Origin of the sequence: Georgenia soli, from assembly GCF_002563695.1 — a bacterium.
In the GTDB taxonomy this organism is placed as follows: domain Bacteria; phylum Actinomycetota; class Actinomycetes; order Actinomycetales; family Actinomycetaceae; genus Georgenia; species Georgenia soli.
Window position 1 is genome coordinate 2,211,693 of sequence record NZ_PDJI01000004.1, and the last position, 26,933, is coordinate 2,238,625.

Genomic DNA, 26,933 nt, shown 5'->3' on the forward strand with positions numbered 1-26,933 from the left:
GGAACGGGGGCGACGGTCAGCTCTCGACGCGAGATTCGGTCAGGAGAGGAACTCCGACAGCTGCTCGGTGAAGGCCTTCTTCGGCTTCCCGCCGACGATGGACTTCACGAGCTCACCCTTGACGTAGACGTTGAACGTCGGGATCGACACGATGCCGTAGCGCTGCGCGGTGGCGGGGTTCGCGTCGGTGTCGAGCTTGACGAACTTCATCTTGTCGCCGTGCGCGGCCGCGATCTCGTCGATGATCGGCGCCATCTGGCGGCACGGGGCGCACCACGTCGCCCAGAAGTCGACGAGGACAGGCTGGTCGGAGTTGAGGACCTCCGCGTCGAAGGTCGCGTCGGTCACCTCGCTGACGGTGCTCATGGGTTCCTTTCGGTCGGTCGGCCGGTGGCGTACTCGGAGGGACTGGCGCCTCAGACGAGGACGGCGCCCTCGGGGGTCTGGGAGGCGTCGGTGCCGGGCTCGCCCGCCTCGTCGAGCCGGGCCAGGTAGCGCTCGGCGTCCAGCGCGGCGGAGCAGCCGGTGCCCGCGGCGGTGATCGCCTGGCGGTAGATGTGGTCCACGGCGTCGCCGCAGGCGAAGACGCCCGGCACGGTGGTGGCGGTGGTCGGGTGGTCGACGACGATGTAGCCCTCGTCGTCGAGCTTGACCTGGCCCTTGAGGATCTCGGTGCGCGGGTCGTGGCCGATGGCCACGAAGATGCCGGTCGCGTCGATCTCGCGCGTCTCACCGGTGACGGTGTCGCGCAGGGTCACACCGCTGACCTTCTGATCGCCGTGGATCTCGGCGACCTCGCTGTTCCAGGCGAACTCGATCTTCTCGTTGGCCATGGCGCGCTCGGCCATGATCTTCGAGGCGCGCAGCTCGTCGCGGCGGTGCACCACGGTGACCTTCTCGACGAACCGGGTCAGGAAGGTGGCCTCCTCCATCGCGGAGTCGCCGCCGCCGACGACGAGGACGTGCTGGTTGCGGAAGAAGAACCCGTCGCAGGTCGCGCACCAGGAGACACCGCGCCCGGAGAGTCGCTTCTCGCCCTCGAGGCCCAGCTCGCGGTAGGCCGAGCCGTTGGCGAGGATCACCGCGCGGGCGGCGAACGTCTCGTCGTCGTCCGTGGTGACGGTCTTGACGTCCCCGGACAGGTCGACGGCGACGACGTCCTCGTAGCGGATCTCCGCCCCGAAGCGCTCGGCCTGCTTCTGCATGTTCTCCATCAGCTCCGGGCCGAGGATGCCCTCGGGGAAGCCGGGGAAGTTCTCCACCTCGGTGGTGTTCATGAGCGCGCCGCCCGCGGTCACGGAGCCGGCGAAGACGACCGGCCGCAGGTTCGCCCGCGCGGCGTACACGGCCGCGGTGTACCCGGCGGGGCCGGACCCCACGATGATGACGTCGCGGACCTCGGGCGTGTTCTGCTGTGCAGCCATGATCTTCCTCACGTGATTGGGACCTCTACGTCCTTCAACCGATGGTAGGCGGTCGATGTTCCCCCGACCCTGCGACCTCGGTCTCACGGACGACGCTCCTATGGTTCGTCAAGTGGTGGGTGAGGGGTTCTCGAGGAGTCGGTAGAGGTCTCGGGCGATGTAGCGCTTGAGGCAGCGTTTGATCTCTCGCGGAGTCTTGCCCTCGCTGGTGCGGCGGGCGGTGTAGTCGCGGGTGGGCTGGTGGTAGCGCTGCCGGGACAGGGCGACGGTGTGCAGGGCGCGGTTGAGCTGGCGGTCGCCGTAGCGGTTGAGGCGGTACCTGGTGGTGGTCTGGCCACTGTTGGCGGGGATCGGGGCGACGCCGGCGAGCATGGCGAACGCGGCCTCGGAGTGCACCCGCCCGGGGTGGGACCAGGCGCAGAGCACGGTCGCGGCGACGATGGGGCCGACGCCGATCTGGTCGAGGAGATCGGGGCGCCAGGCCCGCACGATGGCCAGGATCGCCTTCTCGTGTTCCGCGGCCTCGGCGGCGAGGTCACGGGCACGCCGGGCGAGAGAGCGCAGCACGGTCACGGTCGTGGTCGTCTCGGTGTCCCAGGACGGGTCCAGCCGCAACACGGCGGCGGTGGCGACCATGGCGGGAATCTTCTTTCCGCGGAACCGGGCCCGGATCGGTTCAGGGGCGGCGATGACCAGGCTGAAGAGCTGACGCTGAGCGAGGGTGGCTGCCTCGACCGCGGAGCGGCGGGCGGCGAGCAGGACGGACAGGGCCTGGCGGTCCCCGCCCGCACGCGGGGTGCCCAACCGGGTCCGGGCCATCGCCTCCCGGGCGGCACGCTCGGCGTCGAGCGGGTCGGACTTGGCCCCGTTGCGACGGCGGGCCCGCTCGGGCCGGTCGAGCTCGACCACGACCTCCTGGTCATGGGCGAGGTGACGGGCCAGCCCCGCGCCGTGGCCACCGGTGCCCTCGATCGCCCAGGCCCGCAGGGCGGCGTGCTCATCGGCGAAGGCGGTCAGCTCCTCGTACCCGGCCGGGGTCGTCTCCACCGTGATCTGGCCTAGCAGCGCCCCGGTGCGGGCCTCGACGGCCGCGGCGGTGTGGGTCTGGACATGGGTGTCGACACCGATGATGACGTCGACAACCTCGGACAGTCTGGTCACACTGGTCATGCGTTCTCCTGTTGCCTGGACGGACGCGAAACGGTTCCGGTCCAGGTCGGAGCTTCGGCAGGACTGTGACGGGACACGTCGGCGCGGCTACGCCGACGGTCAAGCTCCTGATCAGGCCAGCTGCTCCGGCTGGGCCGGGGCCGGCGACCACGAACGGACAAGTCGCGCGCAAGGCACGAAGCCAGTCAGTCGAAGGGTCACGTCCGCAATCACCGCCCACAGCCCACCATCAACAGGCTGCAAGAGGAATCCTCACAGTCAGCCGACGCGCACCTCGGCCAGCTCGATGCGGTTCTTGCCGTCCGACTCGGCCGTCGGCAGGCGCGGGAACCACAGCACGAGGCTCTCGGTCTCCACCGGGTCGAACCTGAAGACTGTGCCGGGACCCATCTCGCCCTCGGCGAGCACGTCGCCCTCGGTCGGGGTCTCCGGGGAGGTGCTGCGGATCTGGACCAGCCCGCCGGTGCCGCGCAGGTCGATCTCGACGCTGCTCACGGTCGCGGGCTGCTGGAGCGTGACGGCAAGACCGATGCCGGTCTTCATGCCGTACTCCGGGTTGACGTAGGAGCGTGAGCGCCAGTACGTCGCGGGGTCCCCGTCCATCGCCCGGGAGGCGAGGTCCGGGTTCTCGCCGCCGTCGCCCTCAGGGTCGAGCGGGGCGAGCGAGGCGATGAGCGGCGGACCGGCGGCCGGCTCCTGCGTGGTGGCGCTCTGCTCGGGGGTCGGCTCCGCCGTCGGGGTGGGCTCGGCGCTCGCCGTCGGCGCGGGGTTGTTGCGCGGCAGGGAGACCGGCTCGGGCGGGGCGAGAAGCGTGCGGGTGGCGACCAGGAAGAGCACGAGCACCAGCGCCGCGACGGCCACGAGGACCACCGGCGTGGGGTTGATCCGGCGCTCCGCGAACGGCACCTCGGGGCCGTCGACGGCGGAGAGGGAGTCGTCGTCGTACGACGGCCGCACGGGGACCTGCTGCGTCGGGATCGGCGCGGTCTCCGGGCGGCTGCGCCGGGCCTCGCCGGCCTCGGCCACCTTCTCCTTGCCGGCGACGACGGCGGAGCCGACGGTCTCGCGGGTCGCGGCGGCCGCCGTGCGGGTGCCCTCGGCGGCCTTGCGCGCCCCCTCCTTCGTCCCCTCGGCAGCCTTCCGGGCTCCTTGCTTGAGCGACTCGACGGCGGAGCCGGCGATGACCGCGAGCCCGGCCAGGGCGCCCGGGTTCTTCGTGTGACGGCTCGACGGGGTCGCGCGGTCGGCGTCGGTGACGTCGAGGATCTGCGGGAAGCCCGGGGGCTGGGCGGGGCTGGCCGGCCGCTTCGGCGTCCACGACAGCGTGCGCGGGCCGGGTGCCGTGGCCGGGCGGTCGGTCGCGGCCTGCAGCGGCAGTGCGGCCGTTCCGGCGGGCGCCGGGGCGGAGGACGGGACCACAGGGGGCGGTGGCGGCGGGCCGACGACGGCGGCCGGGTCGGTGGACGGCGGCGCGGGTGCCGGACCGGCGTCCGGGCCACCGGCGGTTGGCTGCACGGCGGTGGCTGGGCCCGCGACGGTGACGGCGGCATCGTCGACGGCGTCCGGGTCGACGGCGGTGACCGCGTCGAGCGGTGCCGTGGCTGTCGGGTCGTTCATGGGAGCGGGGGGAGCGGCCGCGGCGGGGTCGGTGACCGGCTCCGGGTCGGCGTGGACGCGTGCCCACGTGGGCACCAGGCGGTGCCCGCCCGCCTGCTCCGTGCCGGCGGCGGCGCCCGCCACGGTCGAACCGGCAACGGCGGCCCCGGCAGCGCCCGCGGCACCGGTCGCGACAGCGGCGGCTGCCCCGGCACCGGTCGAGCCGCCGTTGCCTGCCGGCCCTGCAGACGGTGCCTCCCCGGTGCGGGACGAACCGGGGGCGGGTGCGCCTTCGGCCGGTTCGGCGGCAGGAGGTGCGGAGGGAGCCGGCGCTGCCGACGGCGGGGCGGGCGGCGGGCCCAGGACCGAGGCGGCGTCGACGTCGGGCCACGGCGCCAGGAGCCGGATCAGCTCACCGGTGCTGCGCGGTCCGTCGTTGTCCACGAGCGTGCGGGTGCACAGCTCGTCGAGGTCGCCGGGCACCTCGGGGTTGAGGCTGCGGGGCGCGGGAGGCTCCTCGTCCACAGCCGGCCACAGCCCGGTCAGGCACAGGTAGAGCAGGCGCACCAGGTCGGTGGCGTCGCGGCGGGTGGCGGCGAGCGGCGAGCCGTCCGGGTCGGCGAGGCCGAGCAGCACGGCGTCGGTGCCGAGCCCGGTGATGAGGACCTCGCCGTCGGGCGTGACGTGCAGCGCCTCCGGGCGCAGGGCCAGGTGCCGCACCCCGTGGCGTCGGGCCGACTCCAGCGCGCTGGTGGCCTCGCCGATCACGGCGCGGGCCTGCTCCGCCTCGAGCGGGCCGTGCGCGGTCAGCTCGGCGAGGCTGGGGCCGGTGACGGGGTCGGTGACGACGTAGGCGGACGTGCCGTCGGACCCGACGTCGAGGACCTGGGCCAGCCGGTGGTCCTCCACCAGGGCGGCGCGGCGGGCGGCGTCGAGGACGTCGGCCACCCCGGACCCTGCCGGCGGGAGCACCAGCGCCTCGACGGGCCGGTCGAGGATCGTGTCGTGGGCGCGGCGCCGGTCCACCCCGCCGACGGTGGTCTCGAGGGCGGCCCCGAGCTCGTAGCGCTCGTCGAGGACGTGGCGGGTCCCCCGGCCGGCGTCGTCCGTGCGCGCTTCCAGTGCCGTGCTCCCCTTGTCCGCGTCGTGCTCAGCCCCGGTTCGGGCGTCGTGGCCGAGTGTACGCACCGGGTCGCCCGCTGCCGCGCCGACTGGCGGCACGGTGACGTTCTCGGCGGCCGCGACCGGTGCCGGCACGGGGCTGCCGGTGTCGGGCACGGACGTGTCGCCGGGGCCGCCGCCCGAGGACCGGCCCGGACCGCCGGGCCCGCCCTCCGGGCCACGGCCAGACCCGCTGTCGGACCCACACCCCGGGCCTCCGCCGGGACCACCGGCGGGACCACCGTCGGGACCACCCACCGGGCCTCCGCCGGGTCCGCCGCCGGGACCTCCGGCGGGTCCGCCGTCGGGACCACCGCCGGGTCCGCCGTCGTGGTCGTCAGGGCCGCCGGACCGGGTGGTCGCGACGGCGGCCGGTGCCAGCGCCGCCCCCGCCCGCACGAGCATCCCGCCCACCGGGGCCGGCGCCCGCCGGCCCACGGCGACCAGCACCTTCCCGACCGGGCGGGCCAGGGTGTCGAGCTCGTCGACCCGCAGCCGGCGCAGCGCCACGACATACAGCACGCCCATGACCGTCCCGACCACCGCGATGCGCCACAGCGCGCCGAAGATGCCCAGGCCGGAGTCCACGCCGAGCAGGTGCAGCAGCCCCCACCCCACCAGGGTCGACGGGACCGCCGCCAGGACCAGGCGCAGGTGGGTGCGCAGGACCCGGCCGCCGTCGATCGTGCGCAGGTGCTGGCGCAGACCCAGGTAGGTCACGAGCGCGCCGATCCAGTTCGACAGGGTCATCGCGACGCCGATCCCCACCACCGTCCACCGCGGCGGCAGCAGCATCGACGCCGCCGCCCCGGCGGCGAGCACGAGGATCATGGGGATCTGCAGGCGGAAGAGCCCGCGGGCGTCCTCGAACGCGTAGTACACCCGCTGGCACATGGTGAACACGCCCACCGCCACGAGGCCGCCCAGCATCGCGACCACGACGTTCGCGATGGACTGCACCTCGGCGTACGTGACCGTCGCGGCGATGATCCGCACCACCGGCAGCGCCAGCACCATGAGCGCGCCGGTGGCGAAGACGGTGAAGACCGAGACGGTCCGCAGGCCCACGGACAGGTCCGCGCGCACCGCGCGCAGGTCCGCCGCGGCGGCCTTGGACGACATCCGGGTGAACAACGCCGTGACGAGCGAGACGGTCACCAGGGAGGTCGGCAGCGTGTAGATGAGGAAGGCGGTGTCGTAGGCGCCGTTGCCGGCCACGTCACGCGCGCCGCCACCGGCCCGGAACGCGTACGCCGCGGCGTTGGAGACGACGACGTACGCGGCCTGGTTCGCCGCCAGCGCGGCGAAGACCCACATCGCCATGCGGCTCGCCTTGCCCAGGCCCGAGCCGCGCAGGCCCCACTGCGGGCGGTAGCGGAACCCGGACCGGTGCAGCGGCACGAGCAGGACGACGGCCTGCGCCACGATCCCCAGCGTCGCCGTGCCGGCCAGCAGCGCGACCCGGGAGGTGGTCCAGGCGCTCGCGTCGTCGGCGGCCGCGGTGCCGCCGAACACGACGAGGTACGCCCCCAGGCCGAGGATGGCGACCACGTTGTTCAGCGCGGGCGCCCACATGTACGGCCCGAAGATCTCCCGGGCGTTGAGCACCTGCCCCAGCAGCGTGTACATGCCGTAGAAGAAAAGCTGCGGGATGCACCAGTACCCGAAGGAGACGGCGACGTCGTACCACTCCTGCGGGAGGTTGACGGCGTAGAGGCTGACGAGCAGCGGCGCGGCGAGGGTGAGCAGCACCGTCACCGAGCCGAGGCCGACCATCGCGAGGGTGAGCAGCCGGTTGACGTATGCCTGGCCGCGGTCCGCGTCGTTGCGGATCGCCCGCACGATCTGCGGGACGAGGACGGCGTTGAGCACGCCGCCCGCGATGAGCATGTAGATGAGGTTCGGCAGCTTGTTCGCCACCGAGAACGCGTTCGCGGCGCCGAAGTTGATGCCGATCGCGGCACCGAGCAGCAGCGGCGACTTGACCATGCCGAGCACGCGCGAGACGAGGGTGCCCGCGAACATCACGGCCGACGATCCGGCCACCCCCCGCCGACGTGCGGCACTCATCAGGTCTCCTCCTCCGGCAGCGGCGTGTCCGGGTCCATCCGTCGTCCCTTGCGCACCGTCCGGACCAGGCCGACGACGAGCATGACCGCCAGCACCCCGGCCACGACGGCGGTGCCCACGTTCTCCCAGTCGGGGCGCGCGCGCACCCGCAGGTCCGCCGGGGTGCCCACGGTGCGCCCGTCCGGGCCGAGGAGCTCGACGGAGACCGTCACGTCGCCGCTGCCCACCGCCCGCACCGGCACCGTGACCGAGGCCTGGGAGGCGGCCGGGATCGTGAGCGACACGGGGCCGGGCACCTGGAGGCGCTGGTCCGAGGGCCTGAGGGAGACCTCCACCGTGGCGTCCGTGGACAGCTCGTTGCGCACGTGGACGGGCAGCCCAGCCGACGAGTTGATGAGGTTGTAGGTCGAAGACTCCAGGGCCACGAGCCGGGAGTCGAGCGCGGTGACCTGGGCGGCGACCCGGTCCAGCAGGTCCGCCCGCCCCGCGGGACGCTCGCGCCACGCGGCCGAGAGGGCCGGCTCCAGCGCGTTCACGACCGGGTCGACCACCTGCTCGGGCGAGGCGGTCACGGACGCGAAGGAACGCGCCCGGGCGACCGTGGCGTCCATCGCGGCCAGCTCGCCGCGGCCGATCTCGTCCGGGTCGACCTCCCTCTCGGGCAGCGTGCCGCGCTCGAGCTCGGGCGCCTCCCGGTCGACGACGGCGGAGAGCTCCGTGGGGGCCACCCACGGAGCGTCGAGCAGGGTCCTGAGGGTGTCCGCCAGCCCCTCCTCGTCACCCGCCTGGTCGCGCGGCAGGGCCAGCACCACGGCGCGCGGGTCCGACGGGCGCTCGCGGGAGATCACCGCGGTGTCGGCCAGCAGCAGCTGCCGGGCGTCGAGGGGGTCGAGGTGGACGGGACCGTCCTCACCGCTGCCGACCCGGGGCAGCATCTGGCCGGACAGGACGGCCGACGCGCGGTCGTCCACCAGCACCGCCGGCACCGTGTGCGGGTCCGCGCCCCTGCCCACCACCAGGTCCGCGCGACTCTCGGGCGTGTAGGTCAGCTCGTCCAACGGCGTCGCGGCCGTCACCGGCAGCACCGCGGCGTCCGTGCCGGCGGCGTCCCCGGCGGCGACCGTCTCGAGGTCGGGCCGCGCCGTCGCGGGCCAGGTCAGCACCGGGGCGTCACCGAGCCCCGCGGCGCGGGCGGCCGCGGCGGCCTCCGCGGTGGTCCTGGCCAGCTCGGCGTCCGACCCCGTGTGCGCGAGCGCGGCGACGTCGGCGTCCGCCCACGGCAGCACCGCGACCTCCCGGCCGGAGGCGGAACCCATGGTGGTGACGGCGTCGAGCAGGGCGGACCAGCCGGGAGGCGGCTCCGTCCGGCCGTCCGACGTCGGGGCCGGGGCGGGTGGGTCCGTGCTCTCCGGGGTGCCGCCGGGGGTGCCGTCCCCCGTGGGCGGGGTGCCGCCGTCGTCCGTCGCCTCGTCCCCGCCCGGCTCCCCACCCCCGCGGGCGGCGGCGGCCCCGACGGCGGTGCCCACCTCTCCGGGCGGGGCGGCCAGGAGCGAGCCGTCCACGGCCGCCGTCACGCCCGGACGGTCGACGGCGCCCAGCAGCTCGAGGAGGCGGGGGGCGGCGGCGTCACCCACGGTGGTGCCGGCGAGGGAGGCCTCGGTGCGCTCGTGCGCCGTCGGTGTGATCGGGACGAGGACGCTGACGGGGGTGGGCTCGACCTCGACGTCCGGGTACCACAGGAGGATGCTCCGGTCGGCGCCGGCGAGGTCGGTGCCGGCGGTGTCGTTCACGGCGGCCTCGACGCCGTGCGGGCCCCACGTGGCCGAGCCCGACGACAGCCCGAGCTCCTCCGGGGTGACCTCCACGGAGAACGTCGAGCTCGCACCGGCGGGGATCGACCTGAGCTCCTCGCGGGCCAGCACGACGGTGGTGGAGTAGGAGCCCGGCTCCATCCAGCGCTGCAGCGCCGTGCGCGAGACCGGCGTGTAGCGCTGCAGCCGCAGGCGCAGCACGGGCGACTCGGCGTCCTTGCGCGTCTGGTTGTCGATCGTGCCGCGGACGGTGAGGGTCTCGTCGGGCCGGAGGATCGGGGGTCCGAGGTCGGTGATCTCGACGTCGAGCTCGGTCTTCTCGTCGGACGACTGCCTTGCCGTCGCGGGGACGGCGCCTCCGACGGGGACGGGGCCGGTGACCGGGTCGGCGTCCCTTCCGCCGTATGCGGCCACGGGTCCGGCCGAGGCGACGGCGGGTCCGGCCGCCGCGGGTCCGGCCGCCGCGGGTCCGCCCGCCACGGGTCCGGCCGCCGCGGGGACGGACACGGCCGGGGCGGCGGTGGGGGGCGCCGTCGTCGCCGAGGCAGGGGCCGCCAGCAGCGCCCCCATCGCCCCGAGGGCGACCGTCAGGGCCGCGACCGGGCGCCGTGCCGCCCGTCGCAGCGTCATGCCCGCCCGGCCAGCACGTCCCGCGCCGTGGAGACGACGCGTCGCTCGTTGGGGTAGGCGAGCCGGGTGGCCACCTCGGTGAGCTCGACCCAGGCGACGTCCTCCGCCTCGTGGTCGGGGTCGTTCTCGATCGTCAGCTCCCCGCCCGTCGCCTCGAGCAGGAAGTGGTGGACCACCTTGTGCACGCGCCGGTCCGTGCCGGCGAACCAGTAGTCGATGGTGGCGAGGTGGCGCAGGATCCGGCCCGTGATGCCGGTCTCCTCGGCGATCTCGCGCACGGCCGCCTCCTCGGGCGTCTCCTCGCCCTCGAGGTGCCCCTTCGGCAGGCACCACTCGAGCCGCCCGGCGCGGTTGCGGCGGGCGATGACGGCGGTGAACGCCCGTCCCTCCACCACGTCCACGACCAGGCCACCGGCCGAGGTCTCGTCGACCACGGGGAGCGTCGAGGTGCGAGCGTTCACCAGCCGGTTCCGGGGTGGCCGCGGCACCTGGGGGCGCGGCACAGGGAAGGCGGCAGGCATGTGGACACTGTAATGACACCCGCGCGGGGGCGTTGCGGGGCCCACTGTTCGGCGTGGCACCCTTGGTCGGTGCCCAGCCCGACCACCTCCCGCCACGACCGCCGGCTCGACCTCCAGCGCCGCGCCCTCTCCGCCCTCGCCGCCCTGCCCGCCTCCGTCCGCGAGCTCGGGCAGGCGTTCGCCGACGCCGGGCACGAGCTGGCGCTGGTCGGCGGGCCGGTCCGGGACGCGTTCCTCGGCGTGGTCTCGCACGACCTGGACTTCGCGACCTCGGCCCGCCCGGACGAGACCGAGCGGCTGCTCGCCGCGTGGGGCGACGCCTCCTGGGACATCGGCAAGGAGTTCGGCACCATCGGCGCGCGCCGGGGCGACACGGTCGTCGAGGTCACCACCTACCGCACCGAGGCGTACGAGGTGGGCTCGCGCAAGCCCGAGGTGCAGTACGGCGACACCCTCGAGGGCGACCTCTCCCGCCGCGACTTCACGGTCAACGCCATGGCGGTGCGGGTGCCGGAGCTGACGTTCGTCGACCCGCACGACGGCCTCGGCGACCTGGCCGAGCACCTGCTGCGGACGCCCGTCAGCGCCACCCAGTCCTTCGACGACGACCCGCTGCGCATCATGCGGGCGGCGCGCTTCACCGCCCAGCTGGGCTTCGACGTCGACCCCGACGTCATGAGCGCCATGTCCGCCATGGCCGACCGGCTCGGGATCGTCTCGGCGGAGCGGATCCGCGCCGAGCTCGAGCGCCTCATCACCTCCCGACACCCCCGCCGCGGATTGGAGCTCATGGTCTACACCGGGGTGGCCGACGTGGTGCTGCCCGAGCTCGCGGAGCTGCAGCAGACCGTGGACGAGCACAAGCGCCACAAGGACGTCTACGAGCACACCCTGACGGTGCTCGACCAGGCCATCGCGCTGGAGACCGGGCCGGACGGGCCAGTTCCCGCCCCCGACCTGGTGCTGCGCCTCGCGGCGATCATGCACGACGTCGGAAAGCCGGCCACCCGCCGGTTCGAGCCGGGCGGCGGGGTCAGCTTCCACCACCACGAGCTCGTCGGGGCCAAGCTCACGGCGAAGCGTCTCAAGGCCCTGCGCTTCGACAAGCAGACGATCAAGGACGTCACCCGGTTGGTGGAGCTGCACCTGCGGTTCCACGGCTACGGCGACGGCGGGTGGACGGACTCGGCGGTGCGCCGCTACGTCACCGACGCCGGGCCGCTGCTCGAGCGGCTGCACCGGCTCACCCGCGCCGACTGCACCACGCGCAACCAGCGCAAGGCGATGCGGCTCTCTGCCGCGTACGACGACCTCGAGGAGCGGATCGCGCAGCTGCGGGCGCACGAGGAGCTCAAGGCGATCCGTCCCGACCTCGACGGCAAGCAGATCATGGAGATCCTCGGCATCCCCGCCGGGCCGCTGGTGGGCCAGGCGTACAAGTTCCTCCTCGACCTGCGGATGGAGCGGGGGCCGGTCGGCGAGGACGAGGCCCGCGAGGCGCTGCTCGCGTGGTGGGCCGCGCGCGGGTGAGGCTCTGGTCGCTGCACCCGCAGTACCTCGACCGTCAGGGGCTCACCGCCTGCTGGCGTGAGGCGCTGCTGGCGCAGGCCGTCCTCGCCGGCCGCACCAAGGGCTACCGGCACCACCCGCAGCTCGTCCGCTTCCGTGCCCACGCCCAGCCGCTCGCCGCCGTGGGCGCGTACCTCTCCGCGGTGGCCGACGAGGCCACCACCCGGGGCTACCGGTACGACCGCGGGCGCATCCTCGTCCCGCCGGCTGCCGACGTGCCCACCGGCGCGCCGATCGCCGTCACCGAGGGCCAGCTCGATCACGAGTGGACGCACCTGATGACCAAGCTCAGCGTCCGCAGCCCCGACCGTGCCCGCGAGCTTGCCGGCGTCGCGGTCCCGCTGCCGCACCCACTCTTCGTCGTCGAACCGGGGCCGGTCGCCGACTGGGAGGTCGTCACGCGCTGACGCCGGCGGACGGCTCAGCCGCGCTCGCCGGCCAGCACGGGCACGGGGGTGTCGTCCACCCGCCGCGTGCCCGCCTGGTACGCCAGCGTCACCACCACGTACACCGCCGTCAGCGCCAGGAACACCCCGCGCGACCAGCCGGTGTCCGGCAGGGCCGCCGCGGCCAGCGCCGCCGCCCCCACGAACGCGGCGTTGTAGAGGGTGTCGTACAGGGAGAAGGCGCGCCCGCGGTAGGTGTCGTCGGTGTCGCGCTGGACGATGGTGTCGACGGCGATCTTCGCCCCCTGCACCCCCAGCCCCATGAGCACAGCGGCGACGGCGATCACCCACAGCACGGGCGTCGTCGCCAGGATCACCTGGCTCAGCCCGGCGATCCCCAGGCACACCACGATCCAGGTGGAGGGCCGCATCCGCTCGTGCGCCACCGGCGTCAGCAGGATGCCCAGCCCGTTGCCCGCGAACGAGACGGCGCTGAGGGTGCCGAACATCTTCAGGCCCGCCTCGGCGTCGGCCGGGTCGGAGAGCAGGTTGCGCGAGATGAGGAGCAGCGCGATGAAGTTGGTGCCGTAGAGGAACCGGTGCACCGCCATGACCCCGAGCGCCATGCCCGGGGTGCGGCGGGCGATCAGGTAGCGGGCGCCGTCGACCATCTCCCGTGCGGTGGCGCGGACGTCGTCCCAGAGCTGGTCGGCGGGGGCGGGGGCGACGGGGCCCAGCTGGTCGCGGCCCAGCCGCACCGCGAGCGCCGAGGCGGCCCCGAACAGCAGCGCCGCGATGGTCAGGGCGATCCCGTTCTTCACCGGCCCGGTGGGCGCGACGAGCCCCAGCACCAGGCCGATGCCCGCCCCGACGACGGCGGAGACCGCCCCCAGTGTGGGCGTGATCGTGTTCGCCATCATGAGGTGCTCGCGCGGCACCACCCGCGGCAGGCCGGCGGAGAGTGCGGCCAGCAAGAACCTGTTGATGCCGAGCGTGACGAGAGCCAGGACGTAGACCGGCAGCCCCACGCCCACGGTCGCCATGAGGGCGGCCAGGACGAGGGCCAGCACCACACGGATCGCGTTGCCGTAGAGGAGGACCTGCCTGCGGCGCCACCGGTCGAGCAGCGGGCCGGCGAACGGCCCCACCACGGTGAAGGGCAGCAGCAGGACGGCGAACGCGGCCGCCACGGAGGACGCGGTGGCCATGTTCGTCGGGTTGAAGAAGAACAGCGTCGCGAGCCCGATCTGGAACGCCCCGTCACCGCACTGGGAGACCAGTCGGACGGTGAAGAGCTTGCGGAAGCCGTCGTTGACGGCGACGGTCCGCAGGTCGGAGAGGACGCTCATCGGATGCGGGCGGCGGGGATCGGCACCGTGGCAGGCTATCCGCCGTCCGCGCCATGGGTGCGAAGCGGTGCCGCAGGCGTGCCCCATCTCACCGTGCGCGACGGCCGAACGTCCCATGGCACATCGGCGTCGGGTGGACGACGATGGATAGGTGGATAGATCAAACTTTAGTGACCGGTCCACACCCGCCGCCGCCGTCGGCGACCGGACCGCCGCGGGACGCGACGCGAGCCCGGGCCGGCCGGGCCACGACCCGTCGGTGCGGGAGGTGGCGGACCTCGCCCGCGAGCTGGACGTGGACCTCTCCGTCGGCCTGACGGGCGCCGAGGCGGCCCGCCGGCTGGCCGCGGACGGGCCGAACGAGCTGCGCTCGAAACCTCCGGTGCCCCTGTGGCGGAAGGTCCTGGCGCAGTTCCAGGACCCGCTGATCTACCTGCTGCTGGTCGCCGTCGCCATCTCGGTGGTGGCCTGGGCGGCGGAGGGCGCGACGGGCTTCCCCGTGGACGCCGTCGTCATCGCCGCGGTCGTCCTGCTCAACGCCGTGCTCGGGTTCGTCCAGGAGAACAAGGCCGAGAACGCCGTCGCGGCGCTGCAGTCCATGACGGCGGCCACGTCCACGGTGCTGCGGGACGGCCGGCGCGTCACCGTCCCCTCGGCCGAGCTGGTGCGGGGCGACGTCCTCGTCCTCGGCGAGGGTGACGCCGTCGGCGCGGACGCCCGCCTCGTCCGTGCCACCGCCCTGAAGATCCAGGAGGCCTCGCTCACCGGCGAGAGCGAGGCGGTGACCAAGAACCCCGCCACCCTCGAGGCGCACGCCCCGCTCGGCGACCGGCTCGACATGGTGTTCAAGGGCACCGCCGTGGCGCAGGGGGTCGGCACCGCGCTGGTCACCGCGACCGGCATGGACACCGAGATGGGCGCCATCGCCGAGATGCTGGACGCCACCGAGGAGGACCCCAGCCCGCTGCAGCGCGAGATCGCCGGCGTCAGCAAGCTCCTCGGCGTCACGGTCATCGTCATCGCCGTGGTGGTCATGGTCGTCACGGCGCTCGTGAACGAGGTGAGCACGCTCTCCGACTTCGTCACCGTGCTGCTGCTCGGGGTCTCGCTCGCCGTCGCCGCCGTCCCCGAGGGCCTGCCCGCCATCCTCTCCGTGGTGCTGGCCATCGGGGTGCAGCGGATGGCGCGGCGCAACGCCGTCGTGAAGAAGCTCCACTCCGTGGAGACACTCGGCTCGGCGTCGGTCATCGCCTCGGACAAGACCGGCACGCTGACGAAGAACGAGATGACGATCGAGCGGGTCGTCACCGCGTCCGGCGAGGTCCGCCTCACCGGCGTCGGCTACCGGCCCGACGGCGAGGTGCTGTCCGCCGGCGGGCCGCTCGAGGACGAGGCGCTGACCCGGGAGGTCGGCATGGTCCTCGGCGGCGGCTCGCTCGCCAACGACGCCCAGCTCACCCGGCGCGACGGCGAGTGGGAGATCCAGGGCGACCCCACCGAGGCCGCCTTCCTCGTGGCCGCGCACAAGCTCCAGGGCACCGTGGACCGGGTGCGCACGTACGAGCGCCGCGGCGAGGTCCCCTTCACCTCCGAGCGCAAGATGATGTCCGCGCTCGTCGACCCCGAGGGCGACGGCGCGTGGGCGCTCGTCACCAAGGGCGCCCCCGACGTGCTCCTCCGGCGCTGCACAAGGCAGCAGGTGGGCTCCGACGTCGTCCCGCTCGACGACGCACGGCATGCCCGGGCCCTCGCCGACGTCGAGGCCCTCTCCGGGCAGGCGTACCGCACGCTCGGGGTGGCGTACCGGCGCGTCGAGGAGGGGACGTCGGCCGAGCGGCTCGAGGACAGCGAGCGGGACCTCGTCTACGTCGGCGTCGTCGGCATCATCGACCCGCCGCGCCCCGAGGTGGCCGACGCCGTCGAGCAGGCCCACCGGGCCGGCGTCCGGGTCATGATGATCACCGGCGACCACCCGACGACGGCGGCGCGCATCGCCGAGGACCTCGGCATCGTCGGTGCGGGCGAGGCCCGCGCGGTCACGGGTGTCGAGCTCGACCGCCTCGACGGCGGTGCGCTCCGGGAGGTCACGCGGGACGTCTCCGTCTACGCCCGCGTGGCGCCCCAGAACAAGCTGCAGATCGTCGACGCCCTCCAGGCCGACGGGCACGTGGTGGCCATGACCGGCGACGGCGTCAACGACGCCCCCGCGCTGAAGTCGGCCGACATCGGGGTGGCCATGGGCGTCACCGGGACGGAGGTGACGAAGGAGGCCTCCAAGATGATCCTCGGCGACGACAACTTCGCCACGATCGTCGCTGCCGTGCGGCAGGGCCGGATCATCTTCGACAACATCAAGAAGTTCCTGCGCTACCTGCTGTCCTCGAACATGGGCGAGGTCTTCACCGTCTTTCTCGGCGTGGTGCTCGCCGGCGTCATCGGGCTGGCGGGCGCCTCCGACGACGCCGTGGTGGTCCCGCTGCTCGCGACGCAGATCCTGTGGATCAACCTCGTCACGGACTCCGGGCCGGCGCTCGCGATGGGCGTGGACCCCGAGATCGACGACGTCATGGGCCGGCGCCCGCGGCGGCTGAGCGAGCGGATCATCGACAGGCACATGTGGACCGGCATCCTGTCCATCGGGCTCGTCATGGGTCTCGCGACGCTCGCGACGATCGACATCTTCCTGCCCGGCGGGCTCGTGGAGGGCCACGACTCCCTCGAGGTGGCGCGCACCGCCGGGTTCACCACCCTGGTCGTGGCGCAGCTGTTCAACGCCTTCAACTCCCGCTCGGAGACGACCAGCGCGTTCCACCGGCTGTTCGTCAACAAGTGGCTGTGGGGCGCAGTGGCCCTGGCCTTCGCGCTGCAGGTCGCGGTCGTGGAGGTGCCGTTCCTCCAGGCCGCGTTCGGGACCGCGTCGATGGACCTGGCGCACTGGGCCGTCGCGGTGGCGATGGCGTCGTCGGTGCTGTGGTTCGACGAGCTGCGCAAACTGGTCTGGCGCGCGCGGCACCGAGGCGAGGTGGCGTGAAGGCGCCCCCCGGCATGCGGCCGTCTGGTGTTCTGTGCGGCCTGTCGGCGGAGTGCTACAACTTCGGTGCGATATGTGCACCGATGTTGTAGCACTAGCTGCGCTCGCGTTCGTGCGCCACTGAGGCCGCGCTGCGGCTCGCCTGCAGGGTGTCGCGGCCATCATGGGTGCCATGGGCCGATGTGGCGTTGTCCACACAGTTGTCCACAGCAGGGGACAGTGTTCAACGGCCGTCGCCGTCCGCGGGCCAGCCTTACTGTCATGCCTCCACGAACGCTCGAGATCGCCCGGCTCGCGGGTGGGCAGGACGACGTCGTCTCGCGCAAGCAGCTCGTCCAGCTCGGTCTGCCGCCCGGGTACCTGGCGTCCCAGGTACGGCGTGGTGCCTGGCGCGCCATCCATCCGGGTGTCGCCGTCGTCCACTCCGGGCCGGTCCCGTGGCGCACGCGGGCGCGTGCCGCCCTGCTCTACTGCGGGGAGGGTGCCGCGCTCAGCCACTCGTCGGCCGCCTACCACTGGGAGGTCGTGCGGAAGCCGCCGCGTGTCATCGAGGTGAGCCTGCCGTGGCCCCGGAGAGCTGCGCCCCAGCGGGGACTACGGATCCACGTGCGCAGATACATGCCCGACAGCTACGGCGTCCTTCGTGCGACCCATCCACCGGAGACGGTTGTCGACCTGTGGGCGCGGACCTCCGACCCTGACGACGCCATCGCGCTCCTGTGCGACGCCGCACGTGCCCGCATCAATCTGGACCACGTCGCGCGCGCCGCCGCCGGCCGTCTGCGCCTCCCGGGGCGCGCCCTTCTCGACGAACTCCTGGCAGAGGCCCGCAGCGGCATCGAGTCGCCCCTCGAGCGGCGGTACCGTCGTGACGTCGAACGTGCCCACGCCCTGCCGGGCAGCGCCCTCCAGGTCCGGGACGTCGTCGGTGGACGATGGATCAGGGCGGACGTCGTGTACGCCGGGTACGGGCTGCGGGTCGAGCTCGACGGCATGCTCGCGCACCCCGGTGGGCGCACCGCCAGGGACACCTGGCGCGACAACGCCGTCCTCATCGAGCGGGGTGACCGGACGCTGCGGTACCGCTGGGCGCACGTCGTCGCCACACCGTGCCGCACCGCAGGGCAGGTCGCGGCGGCGCTGCGGCTCGGTGGCTGGCGGGGGAATGTCCGGAGCTGCGGTGGGGGCTGCGTGGCGTAGTTCCTGGGCGGTGCCGGGCAGGGGCTGCGTGGCGTGGTTCGTGGGCGGTGCCGGGCGGGGCCCGTGGCGTAGTTCCTGGGCGGTGCGCGGCTCCGGACTTGCGCTGCTCGCGGTTCTTTCGCGCGTGCGAGTTGGCGCTATGGCGCAGAAACGGTGCGCTATTCGCACCGAAGTTGTAGCAGTCCGTGACTGAGCGGCTGGGGCCGACGGCGAGCGACGAAACGGGCCCCGCCACCCGGTGAGGGTGGCGGGGCCCGTGGGGCAGAGCGGCCGAGTGGTGCCCCTGCGACCGGTCAGTGCTTGAGCCGCCGGCCGCCAGCCGTAGTCAGCGCCGTGCCAACCCGCGGCATTCGGTCCGTGCTGCGGAGGTCAGCGCTCCATGTCACCACGGATGAACGCCTCGACGGTCTCGCGCGCGAGGTCGTCCGGGCGCTGCTCCGGCGGGGACTTCATGAAGTAGCTGGCCGCGGAGAGCAGCGGGCCGCCGATGCCGCGGTCGAGGGCGATCTTGGCGGCGCGGACGGCGTCGATGATGATGCCGGCCGAGTTCGGGGAGTCCCAGACCTCGAGCTTGTACTCCAGGTTCAGCGGCACCTCGCCGAACGCCCGGCCCTCGAGGCGCACGTACGCCCACTTGCGGTCGTCGAGCCACTGCACGTAGTCCGACGGGCCGATGTGCACGTTCCGCTCGCCGAGCTCGTGCTGCACGTTCGAGGTCACGGCCTGCGTCTTGGAGATCTTCTTCGACTCCAGCCGGTCGCGCTCGAGCATGTTCTTGAAGTCCATGTTGCCGCCGACGTTGAGCTGGTACGTCCGGTCCAGCACCACGCCGCGGTCCTCGAAGAGCTTGGCGAGCACGCGGTGCGTGATCGTGGCGCCCACCTGGGACTTGATGTCGTCGCCGATGATCGGCACGCCGGCCTCGGTGAACTTGTCAGCCCACTCCTTGGTGCCCGCGATGAACACCGGGAGCGCGTTGACGAAGGCCACGCCCGCGTCGATCGCGCACTGGGCGTAGAACTTCGCGGCCTCCTCCGAGCCGACCGGGAGGTAGCAGACCATCACGTCGACGCGCGCCTCACGCAGGGCGGCGACGACGTCGACCGGCTCCGCGGCGGACTCCTCGATGGTCTCGCGGTAGTACCGGCCGAGCCCGTCGAGGGTGTGCCCACGCTGGACCGGCACGCCGAGCGGCGGGACGTCGCAGATCTTGATGGTGTTGTTCTCGGACGCGTTGATGGCCTCGGCCAGGTCGGTCCCGACCTTCTTGCCGTCGACGTCGAACGCGGCCACGAACTCGAGGTCGCGCACGTGGTAGTCGCCGAACTTGACGTGCATCAGTCCGGGAACGGTGCTCTCGGGGTCCGCGTCGGCGTAGAAGTGCACGCCCTGGACGAGCGAGGACGCGCAGTTCCCGACGCCGACGATCGCGACGCGGATAGCACTCATGCTTGCTCCTTGGTTGGTTGTGGGACATCGGGGAAGGCGGTCGCGCCGTCGGCGCCCCCGCCTCTGGTCTCATGGACGACGGCGGAGCCGCCGTTCCGGTCGGCGACGGCGGGGGTGCCGTTCCGGCCGGGGATGTGGGTGCCGGGCGGCGGGGTGCCGACCGACTCGCGGTCGTCCGCGTGCGGCGGGATCCCGACGGGCCCGCGGCCGCCGGGTGCGATGCCGGCGGGCTCGGGTCCGTCCGCCGGCAGCGCCCGGTAGTCGAGCGCGCCGCGGGTCCCGCGCTCGGTGTCGATGACGCGCTCGAGCCACTGCACCTCGCGCTCGACCTGCTCGAGACCGTGCCGCGCGAGCTCCGCCGTGTAGGAGTCCATGCGGCGCGACGTCCGCCCGAGGGACTGGCGCAGCCGCTCCTGCCGTTCGACCATGCGCGCCCGCCGCCCCTCAAGGATCCGCAGGCGCGTGGTGGCGTCGGTGCTGCCGAAGAGGGTGAAGCGGACGTCGAAGGAGTCGTCGTCCCAGGAGGCCGGCTCCGCCGTCGCGAGGGCCTCCTCGAGATGGTCGCGCCCGGCGTCGGTGAGCTCGTAGACGATGCGGGCGCGACGGCCGCCGAGCGGTGCGGAGGCGGGCTCGGCCGCGGTGATGAGGCCGCGCTCGGTGAGCGAGCGCAGCGCCGGGTAGAGCGAGCCGTAGGACAGCGTGCGGAACGCGCCGAGGGCGGCGTTGAGGTGCTTGCGCAGCTCGTAGCCGTGCATGGGCGCCTCACGGAGCCGGCCGAGGATGGCCAGCTCCAGCACCCGTGTTCTCGCGCTCACCGTTTTCCGTCCTTCTGCGGGCCGTGCTGCCGCGTCACCGCTGGCGCGCCGGTCCGGTCCTGTCTGCAACGCCGCGGCCGGAGGCCCACACTGCTCGCTGCACTAGCGCCGCAATATATCGCACCGATATATCTACGGTGACGGTCCTGGAAGGGTGACACGCAGGCGAAACGCCTGTGACGCGGCTCCCAGTGTGGTGACCGGTACAGACGCTGCGCCGTCGGCTGCCGCATACTGGGGGACTGATCTGCCCCGGGGTGGTTCGGCGTGCCCGCCAGCGCGCCCGGACCGACGGGGTGCACGGGACCGCACTCCTGGCAGGACGGACGTGCGGCACGGTGAAAGGCTGACCCGCGTGGCACGCAGACCATCAAGCAGCTCGGGCCGACGACCGTCGGCGCCCCGGCGCGCGTCGGCGTCCGGTGGCCGCCCGGCGGCGCGGACGAAGAAGCGCTTCCTCAACTACCCCCGCGCAGGCAAGGGGCCGGTGCAGCGCTGGCTCCCCAGCTGGCGCGTGGTGCTGGGCGCGTTCCTGACCGTCGTCGCGATCGGCGCCGGCATCTTCGCCTTCGCCTACGCGACCACCGACGTCCCCGAGCCCGACGACTTCGCCCTCGCCGAGTCGACGACCGTCTACTACGCCGACGGCGAGACGCCGATGGGCCAGTTCTCCGAGGTGGACCGTCAGATCGTCGCCCTCGACACGCTGCCCGAGCACGTCCCGGCCGCCGTCATCGCCTCCGAGGACCGGCGGTTCTACGAGAACAACGGCGTCGACCCGAAGGGCCTCGTCCGCGCCCTGTGGAACAACGTCCGCGGCCTGCCCACCCAGGGTGGCTCCACGCTGACCCAGCAGTACGTCGAGCGCTACTACATGGGCACCACGACGAACTACCTGGGCAAGTTCAAGGAGACCATCCTCGCGCTGAAGATCGACCAGTCGCAGACCAAGGCCGAGATCCTCGAGAACTACCTCAACACCATCTACTTCGGCCGCGGCGCCTACGGCATCGAGAAGGCCGCCCAGGCCTACTTCGACAAGCCCGCCGCCGACCTGTCGGTCTCCGAGGCCGCCCTCATCGCCGGGATCATCCCGTCGCCGTCCAACTGGGACCCCGCCGTCGACCCCGAGCGGGCGGAGCAGCGCTGGAACCGCGTCATGGACCTCATGGTCCAGGACGGCTGGATCACCGCGGAGGACCGGGCCGCCGCCCAGTACCCCCAGACGATCGAGGCCGCCCGGGACAACATCTACGGCGGCCCCAACGGCTACCTGCTGAAGATGGTGCGCAACGAGCTCGTCGCCAAGGCGGGCATCTCCGAGGAGGAGATCGACACCCGCGGTCTGGACATCGTCACCACGATCGACCAGCGCAACCAGGAGGCCGCGGTGCAGGCGGTGGACAACCTGCCTGACGACCGGCCGAAGAACAACCACGTCGCGCTCGTGTCGATCGACCCGGCCACCGGCGGCATCGTCGCGCTGTACGGCGGGCCGGACTACATCTCCCAGGCGCAGAACGACGCGACCCAGTCGGTCGCCCAGGGTGGCTCGACCTTCAAGCCGTTCACGCTGATCGCGGCGCTCGAGAACGGCGTCACCCTGGACGACAGGTACCAGAGCTATGACGACATGGAGATCGAGGGCTACGACTTCCCCGTCTCCAACTACGACAGCATCAACCGCGGCCGGATCGACGTCGTCGAGGCGACCGCGCACTCCGTCAACACGGTCTACGCGCAGATGAACGTCGAGGCCGGGCCGGAGAAGACGGTCGACGTCGCCACCCGGGCGGGTCTGCCCGAGGACACCCCCGGGCTCGTCGCGACGCCGTCGAACGTGCTCGGCCCCGCCTCGCCGCACCCCATTGACCTGGCGACGGCGTACGCAACCTTCGCCGCCCAGGGCGAGCGGCACGAGACGCACATCGTCGCCGAGGTGAAGGGCTCCGACGGCAACACCGTCTTCACCGGCAACACCGAGGGCAAGCGCGTCTTCGACCAGCAGGTGATGGCGGACGCCACCTACGCCATGAGCCAGGTGGTCGAGCGCGGCACCGCCGAGAAGGCCAGCGCCATCGGCCGCCCCGCGGCCGGCAAGACGGGCTCGTCCAACGCCTACCGCTCGGCGTGGTTCTCCGGGTTCGTCCCGCAGCTGTCCACCACCGTCGCGATGTTCCAGACCGGTGAGGACGGCACCGAGGAGGTGCTCTCCGGCTTCGGCGGCATCAACACCATCGCGGGCGGGACCTTCCCCACCCAGGTGTGGACGGACTACATGATGGTGGCGACCGAGGGCATGGAGATCCAGGACTTCCCGGAGCGCTCCGCCCCGAAGCGCACCTACGTCCCGGCGCCCGCGCCGGAGCCGACGACACCGGCGCCGGAGCCCACCACCGAGGAGCCGACGACGGAGGCGCCCACCGAGACGCCGTCGCCGACCCCGTCGCCGACCCCGACGCCCACGCCGACCCCCACGCCCAGCCCGACGCCCACGACGCCGGCGCCGGAGCCCAGCCCCACGGACGGGGACGGGCAGATCCTGCCCGAGCCGCCGGCCGGTGGCGCGCCCGGCCAGCCGCCCGGCAGCGGTGGTGGCGGTACCGGCACCAACGGCGCTGCGGCCCGCTGGTGGGAGGACTGGGTCGGCACCGCCAGCTGACCGGCCCGGCGGCCGCGGCCGGCTGAGGCCTGACCGGACCCGGCCGCGCCAACGGGCCCACGCCCGCTCACGGCACAACGGTGAGGATCTGATGCCCCCCGAGGCACCGGACCCTCACCGTTGTCGTATCCGCCGTCGTCCACAGGGTGGCGGCGATCCACAGAAGGTGTGACGAGGTTCGCGGTCCTGGCGACGGCGCCGCTACGGTAATGTTGTCCGTTGGTCCCTGGCGTCGGCGCACCCGTGCTGGCTCACGGGACCATCGCACGCAGAACCCTCCTGTCACGGAGAGACCGTGACCGCCTAGTCCAGAGGAGGTGGGTACCAAGCATGCGCCAGTACGAACTGATGATCATCCTCGACCCGGAGGTCGACGAGCGTACGGTCGCCCCGTCGCTCGACAAGCTGCTCGCGGTCGTCAAGACCGGTGGCACCGTCGACAACGTCGACATCTGGGGCAAGCGCCGTCTTGCCTACGACATCAAGAAGCGTTCCGAGGGCATCTACGCCGTGGTCAACATGACCACGACGCCGGACGTCGCCCAGGAGCTCGACCGCCAGCTCGGCCTGAACGAGGCCGTCCTGCGCACCAAGCTCATCCGCCCGGACGCCCACTGAGCACTCGCTCGGTGAGCCCCAACTGACCCAGGGAGCACACGCATGGCAGGCGAGACCGTCATCACCGTCGTCGGGAACCTGACGGCGGACCCCGAGCTGCGTTTCACCCCGTCGGGGGCGGCCGTGGCCAGCTTCACCGTGGCGTCCACGCCGCGCACCTTCGACCGTCAGGCCAACGAGTGGAAGGACGGGGAGACCCTGTTCATGCGCTGCTCGGTCTGGCGCGAGGCCGCGGAGAACGTCGCCGAGTCGCTGACCAAGGGCACCCGCGTGATCGTGCAGGGGCGGCTCGTGCAGCGCTCCTTCGAGACCCGTGAGGGCGAGAAGCGCACGGTCGTGGAGATGCAGGTCGACGAGGTCGGTCCTTCCATGCGCTACGCCACGGCCAAGGTCACCCGCTCCCAGCGCGGTGGCGGCGGCTTCGGTGGCGGCTCCGGCGGTCAGGGCGGCTACGGAGGTGGCCAGGGCGGCTACGCCGGGGCCGGCGTCCAGCAGGGCGGCGGGTTCGGCGGCGGTCAGCAGCAGGGTGGCGGCTACAACGCCCCCGGCGGCGGCCAGGCCGACGACCCCTGGGCCACGGGCGGCTCGAGCGCGTTCAACGACGAGCCCCCCTTCTAAGTCAGACCTTCGGGAGCGGCGCACGGCGCCCCGCCCGCGATACATCGAGGAGCATCAACTATGGCGAAGCCCGTTCTTCGCAAGCCCAAGAAGAAGGCCAACCCGCTCAAGTCGGCCAAGATCGAGAACGTCGACTACAAGGACACCGCGCTGCTTCGGAAGTTCATCTCCGACCGCGGCAAGATCCGCGCCCGTCGCGTGACCGGTGTGTCCGTCCAGGAGCAGCGACTGATCGCCAAGGCCGTCAAGAACGCCCGCGAGATGGCCCTGCTGCCGTACTCGAGCTCGGCTCGCTGAGGCAAGGGAGGCACATCATGGCAAAGCTGATCCTGACCCACGAGGTCTCTGGTCTCGGCACCGCCGGTGACGTGGTCGAGGTCAAGGACGGGTACGCCCGCAACTACCTCGTCCCGCGTGGCCTGGCCACCCGTTGGACCAAGGGCGGCCAGAAGCAGGTCGACCAGATCCAGGCCGCCCGCAAGGCCCGCGCGATCCACACGATCGAGGAGGCCCGGGACGTCCGTGACCGCCTGCAGGCCAACCCGGTCACCGTCGCCGTCCGCTCCGGTGAGAACGGCCGCCTCTTCGGCGCCGTGACCACCTCGGACATCGCCGAGGCCGTCAAGGCCGCCGGTGGTCCGCAGCTCGACCGCCGCAAGATCGAGGTCCCGTCCCCGATCAAGGCGATCGGCGACCACAAGGTCCACGTGCGTCTGCACGAGGACGTCCAGGCCACGGTCGACGTCAAGGTCGTCCCCGCCAAGTGACACCGGCAGGCTTCCCGACGGCGTGAGTCGCCGGGATCCTGCACCGGCTCCGGCCCGGTCCCCGTCGTGGGACCGGGCCGGAGCCGTTGGCGCAGGCTGCAGCGAACGAGGCTCGCCCGTGGGCCGCTCCGCCGCCCGGACTGCGCCGTCACGTCCCCCGCGTCGCGGGCTCACCCGAGCCCTCGATCGCGGCCCGCAGCGCCGCGAGGTCGAACTTCCCGCGGGTCGCGAGCATGGCCTGGGTGACGCGGCGGACCTTCTCCTGGTCGGGATCCTGGTACATCTCGTACCACTCGGTCGGGACCACCTGCCAGGAGAGGCCGTAGCGGTCCTTCAGCCACCCGCACGGGCCGGGCTCACCGCCCTCGACGAGCCGGTCCCAGAAGTGGTCGATCTCCTCCTGGCCGTCGCAGTTGACCACGAAGGAGACCGCCTCGGTGAACGGGAACTGCGGCCCGCCGTTGATGCCGGTGAACCACTGGCCCTGGAGCCTGAAGTCGACGGTCATCACGGTGCCCTCGGGGCCGGGGCTGTCCGGTCCGTACCGGGTGATCGTGCCGATCCGGCTGTCCCCGCCGAAGACGTCGACGTAGAAGCGCGCCGCCTCCTCGGCCTCGGTGTCGAACCAGAGGTTCGGCTGGATCCGCTGCATGTCGGCCTCCTGCGTGTGCGCCCTTGCTCCCTGCTCCAGCGTAGGAGGGTCGCCTGCCGCAGGGGCGGAACACGGTGGAGCGTCCTGACGGCGGCCGGGACGCAACGCCCTCCTCGCCGCACCCGTACGGTGTCCCTCAGTGTCAGGGTGAGTGCTGCCGCTGTTGCGGTGGTTGGATCCTGAGCACCTGGTGTCTGGCTCTTACGGTGTCTGCCGACCTTCGGGTCTGGCGTGCATGGGTTTTGCCGGCACCGGGTGTGACGGACCGGCCGGCGTGACTTGATAGGAGCGTGGCGTCGCCCCCACTGAGATGTGTCCGCCGGCCGGTCCAACCGTCCCGTCACTGATCAGGTGAAGGAGGCAACCACCATGGTTGTTGTTGGCGCCGACGTGCACAAGCGCTCCCACACGTTCGTCGCGGTCGATCAGGCCGGCCGCAAGCTCGCCGAGATCACGGTCAAGGCCGTGACCGTCGGGCACGACAAGGCGGTGCGCTGGGCCCAGGACCGCTTCGGCGCCGAGCTGGTGTGGGCGATCGAGGACTGCCGTCACCTCTCGGCCCGCCTGGAGATCGACCTGCTCGACGCTGGCCAGCAGGTGGTGCGGGTGCCGCCGAAGATGATGGCCGAGCAGCGCCGCACGGCTCGCACGCGGGGCAAGTCCGACCCGATCGACGCCCTGGCGGTGGCTCGGGCCGCGCTGCGCGAGCCGGACCTGCCGGTGGCCACCCACGACGAGGCGTCCCGGGAGATCAAGCTGCTGACCGACCACCGCGAGGACCTGGTGCGCCAGCGCACCAGCATCGTCAACCGGTTCCGGTGGCACCTGCACCGGATCGATCCCACGATCGACCCGGCTGCGAAGTCGCTGAACATCGCCAGGAGCCGGGCCCGCCTGCGTGACCAGCTCGCCGACCTGGGCGGGATCGACGCGCGCCTGGCCCGTGAGCTGCTCGAAGACATCGAGGCGCTCACCGGGCGGATCGACGCCCTGGAGAAGGAGATCTCCGCGCTGGTGAAGGAACGGGCCCCCGAGCTGCTCGAGCTGCCCGGCTGCGCCGCGCTGACCGCGGCGAAGATCGTTGGCGAGACGGCCGGGATCGGCCGGTTCGCCCACGAGGCGAAGTACGCGATGCACGCCGGGGTCGCCCCGATCCCGGTCTGGTCCGGGAACACCCGCGGCCGGGTCAGGATGAACAAGTCGGGCAACCGCCAGCTCAACGCCGCCCTGCATCGCATCGCCATCACCCAGATCAGGCTCGGCGGCCTGGGCCGTGCCTACTACGACAAGCGCCTCGCCGCCGGAGACACCAGGACCGAGGCCCTGCGCTGCCTCAAGCGGCGGCTCGCACGCGTCGTGTACAACACCCTGAAAAACCCGAACACCAACCAGTCAACCGCCACCACACCCGCCTACGCGGCAGCGGCTTGACAT

Annotated in this window: 20 protein-coding genes; 10 read left to right on the forward strand and 10 right to left on the reverse strand. The window is 72.8% G+C overall.

The genetic code is table 11. The features are described 5' to 3' along the window. Positions 1-39 precede the first annotated feature (39 nt). The 6 genes from trxA to ATJ97_RS11355 form a co-directional block, all read right to left on the reverse strand. Positions 40-366 carry a thioredoxin gene (gene trxA, locus ATJ97_RS11325; protein ID WP_098483832.1) on the reverse strand — a complete coding sequence of 109 codons (327 nt, stop codon included), beginning with the start codon at positions 364-366 and terminating at the stop codon, positions 40-42. 50 nt (positions 367-416) lie between these two features. Then, the gene (trxB, locus tag ATJ97_RS11330) at positions 417-1,424 is read right to left on the reverse strand and encodes a thioredoxin-disulfide reductase (RefSeq protein WP_098483833.1); all 1,008 of its coding nucleotides are present in this window, start codon (positions 1,422-1,424) and stop codon (positions 417-419) included. A gap of 108 nt (positions 1,425-1,532) precedes the next feature. Continuing rightward, on the reverse strand, positions 1,533-2,585 hold the full coding sequence (locus tag ATJ97_RS11335) for an IS110 family RNA-guided transposase (protein WP_098485410.1): 1,053 nt from the start codon (positions 2,583-2,585) through the stop codon (positions 1,533-1,535). Between the two features lie 267 nt (positions 2,586-2,852). Continuing rightward, the gene (gene murJ, locus ATJ97_RS20055) at positions 2,853-7,421 is read right to left on the reverse strand and encodes a murein biosynthesis integral membrane protein MurJ (RefSeq protein ID WP_211287183.1); all 4,569 of its coding nucleotides are present in this window, start codon (positions 7,419-7,421) and stop codon (positions 2,853-2,855) included. Further along, positions 7,421-9,862: a DUF6049 family protein gene (locus ATJ97_RS11345; RefSeq protein ID WP_170037400.1), complete on the reverse strand. Its 2,442-nt coding sequence runs from the start codon at positions 9,860-9,862 to the stop codon at positions 7,421-7,423. The genes murJ and ATJ97_RS11345 overlap by 1 nt, the downstream gene beginning before the upstream one ends. Then, a complete protein-coding gene (locus ATJ97_RS11355; protein WP_098483836.1) occupies positions 9,859-10,383 on the reverse strand; it encodes an NUDIX hydrolase in 525 nt (174 codons plus the stop codon). Before ATJ97_RS11355 ends, ATJ97_RS11345 begins: the two co-directional genes overlap by 4 nt. Before the next feature lie 12 nt (positions 10,384-10,395). Between ATJ97_RS11355 and ATJ97_RS11360 the strand changes: the two genes are divergently transcribed. Further along, a complete protein-coding gene (locus ATJ97_RS11360; RefSeq protein ID WP_098483837.1) occupies positions 10,396-11,913 on the forward strand; it encodes a CCA tRNA nucleotidyltransferase in 1,518 nt (505 codons plus the stop codon). Continuing rightward, the gene (locus tag ATJ97_RS11365; protein WP_098485411.1) at positions 11,910-12,359 is read left to right on the forward strand and encodes a pyrimidine dimer DNA glycosylase/endonuclease V; all 450 of its coding nucleotides are present in this window, start codon (positions 11,910-11,912) and stop codon (positions 12,357-12,359) included. The genes ATJ97_RS11360 and ATJ97_RS11365 overlap by 4 nt, the downstream gene beginning before the upstream one ends. A 14-nt stretch (positions 12,360-12,373) precedes the next feature. Here ATJ97_RS11365 and ATJ97_RS11370 read toward each other — a convergent pair whose 3' ends face one another. Then, a complete protein-coding gene (locus ATJ97_RS11370) occupies positions 12,374-13,687 on the reverse strand; it encodes an MFS transporter (RefSeq protein WP_098483838.1) in 1,314 nt (437 codons plus the stop codon). A 259-nt stretch (positions 13,688-13,946) separates the two neighbouring features. On the opposite strand from ATJ97_RS11370, the gene ATJ97_RS11375 reads away from it, so the two are divergent. Next, positions 13,947-16,718 (forward strand): cation-translocating P-type ATPase, encoded by a 2,772-nt coding sequence (locus tag ATJ97_RS11375; protein ID WP_483866850.1) that lies wholly within the window; start codon positions 13,947-13,949, stop codon positions 16,716-16,718. A gap of 261 nt (positions 16,719-16,979) precedes the next feature. Next, the gene (locus tag ATJ97_RS11380) at positions 16,980-17,918 is read left to right on the forward strand and encodes a hypothetical protein (protein WP_098483840.1); all 939 of its coding nucleotides are present in this window, start codon (positions 16,980-16,982) and stop codon (positions 17,916-17,918) included. Positions 17,919-18,287: 369 nt separating this feature from the next. Here the strand turns inward: ATJ97_RS11380 and ATJ97_RS11385 are convergent, their stop codons facing one another. Both ATJ97_RS11385 and ATJ97_RS11390 read right to left on the reverse strand, forming a co-directional pair. Beyond that, positions 18,288-19,367 (reverse strand): inositol-3-phosphate synthase, encoded by a 1,080-nt coding sequence (locus tag ATJ97_RS11385; protein WP_098483841.1) that lies wholly within the window; start codon positions 19,365-19,367, stop codon positions 18,288-18,290. Next, positions 19,364-20,182 (reverse strand): PadR family transcriptional regulator, encoded by an 819-nt coding sequence (locus ATJ97_RS11390; protein ID WP_098483842.1) that lies wholly within the window; start codon positions 20,180-20,182, stop codon positions 19,364-19,366. Before ATJ97_RS11390 ends, ATJ97_RS11385 begins: the two co-directional genes overlap by 4 nt. A gap of 487 nt (positions 20,183-20,669) precedes the next feature. On the opposite strand from ATJ97_RS11390, the gene ATJ97_RS11395 reads away from it, so the two are divergent. The 5 genes from ATJ97_RS11395 (at position 20,670) to rplI (ending at position 24,847) form a co-directional block, all read left to right on the forward strand. Continuing rightward, complete coding sequence (locus tag ATJ97_RS11395) at positions 20,670-22,844, forward strand: transglycosylase domain-containing protein (RefSeq protein ID WP_245862407.1); 2,175 nt, start codon at positions 20,670-20,672, stop codon at positions 22,842-22,844. Between the two features lie 330 nt (positions 22,845-23,174). Further along, on the forward strand, positions 23,175-23,462 hold the full coding sequence (rpsF, locus tag ATJ97_RS11400; protein ID WP_043503720.1) for a 30S ribosomal protein S6: 288 nt from the start codon (positions 23,175-23,177) through the stop codon (positions 23,460-23,462). A gap of 42 nt (positions 23,463-23,504) precedes the next feature. Beyond that, on the forward strand, positions 23,505-24,080 hold the full coding sequence (locus ATJ97_RS11405) for a single-stranded DNA-binding protein (RefSeq protein ID WP_098483844.1): 576 nt from the start codon (positions 23,505-23,507) through the stop codon (positions 24,078-24,080). A 60-nt stretch (positions 24,081-24,140) separates the two neighbouring features. Continuing rightward, positions 24,141-24,377, forward strand: coding sequence for a 30S ribosomal protein S18 (rpsR, locus tag ATJ97_RS11410; protein ID WP_043503716.1), 237 nt, complete (start codon positions 24,141-24,143; stop codon positions 24,375-24,377). 17 nt (positions 24,378-24,394) lie between these two features. Then, entirely contained in the window at positions 24,395-24,847 is a 453-nt protein-coding gene (gene rplI / locus ATJ97_RS11415; protein ID WP_098483845.1) for a 50S ribosomal protein L9, read from the forward strand. A 148-nt stretch (positions 24,848-24,995) separates the two neighbouring features. Here rplI and ATJ97_RS11420 read toward each other — a convergent pair whose 3' ends face one another. Then, positions 24,996-25,499 carry a VOC family protein gene (locus tag ATJ97_RS11420; RefSeq protein WP_098483846.1) on the reverse strand — a complete coding sequence of 168 codons (504 nt, stop codon included), beginning with the start codon at positions 25,497-25,499 and terminating at the stop codon, positions 24,996-24,998. A 351-nt stretch (positions 25,500-25,850) separates the two neighbouring features. On the opposite strand from ATJ97_RS11420, the gene ATJ97_RS11425 reads away from it, so the two are divergent. Further along, positions 25,851-26,930 (forward strand): IS110 family RNA-guided transposase, encoded by a 1,080-nt coding sequence (locus ATJ97_RS11425; protein ID WP_245862411.1) that lies wholly within the window; start codon positions 25,851-25,853, stop codon positions 26,928-26,930. Positions 26,931-26,933: the final 3 nt, after the last annotated feature.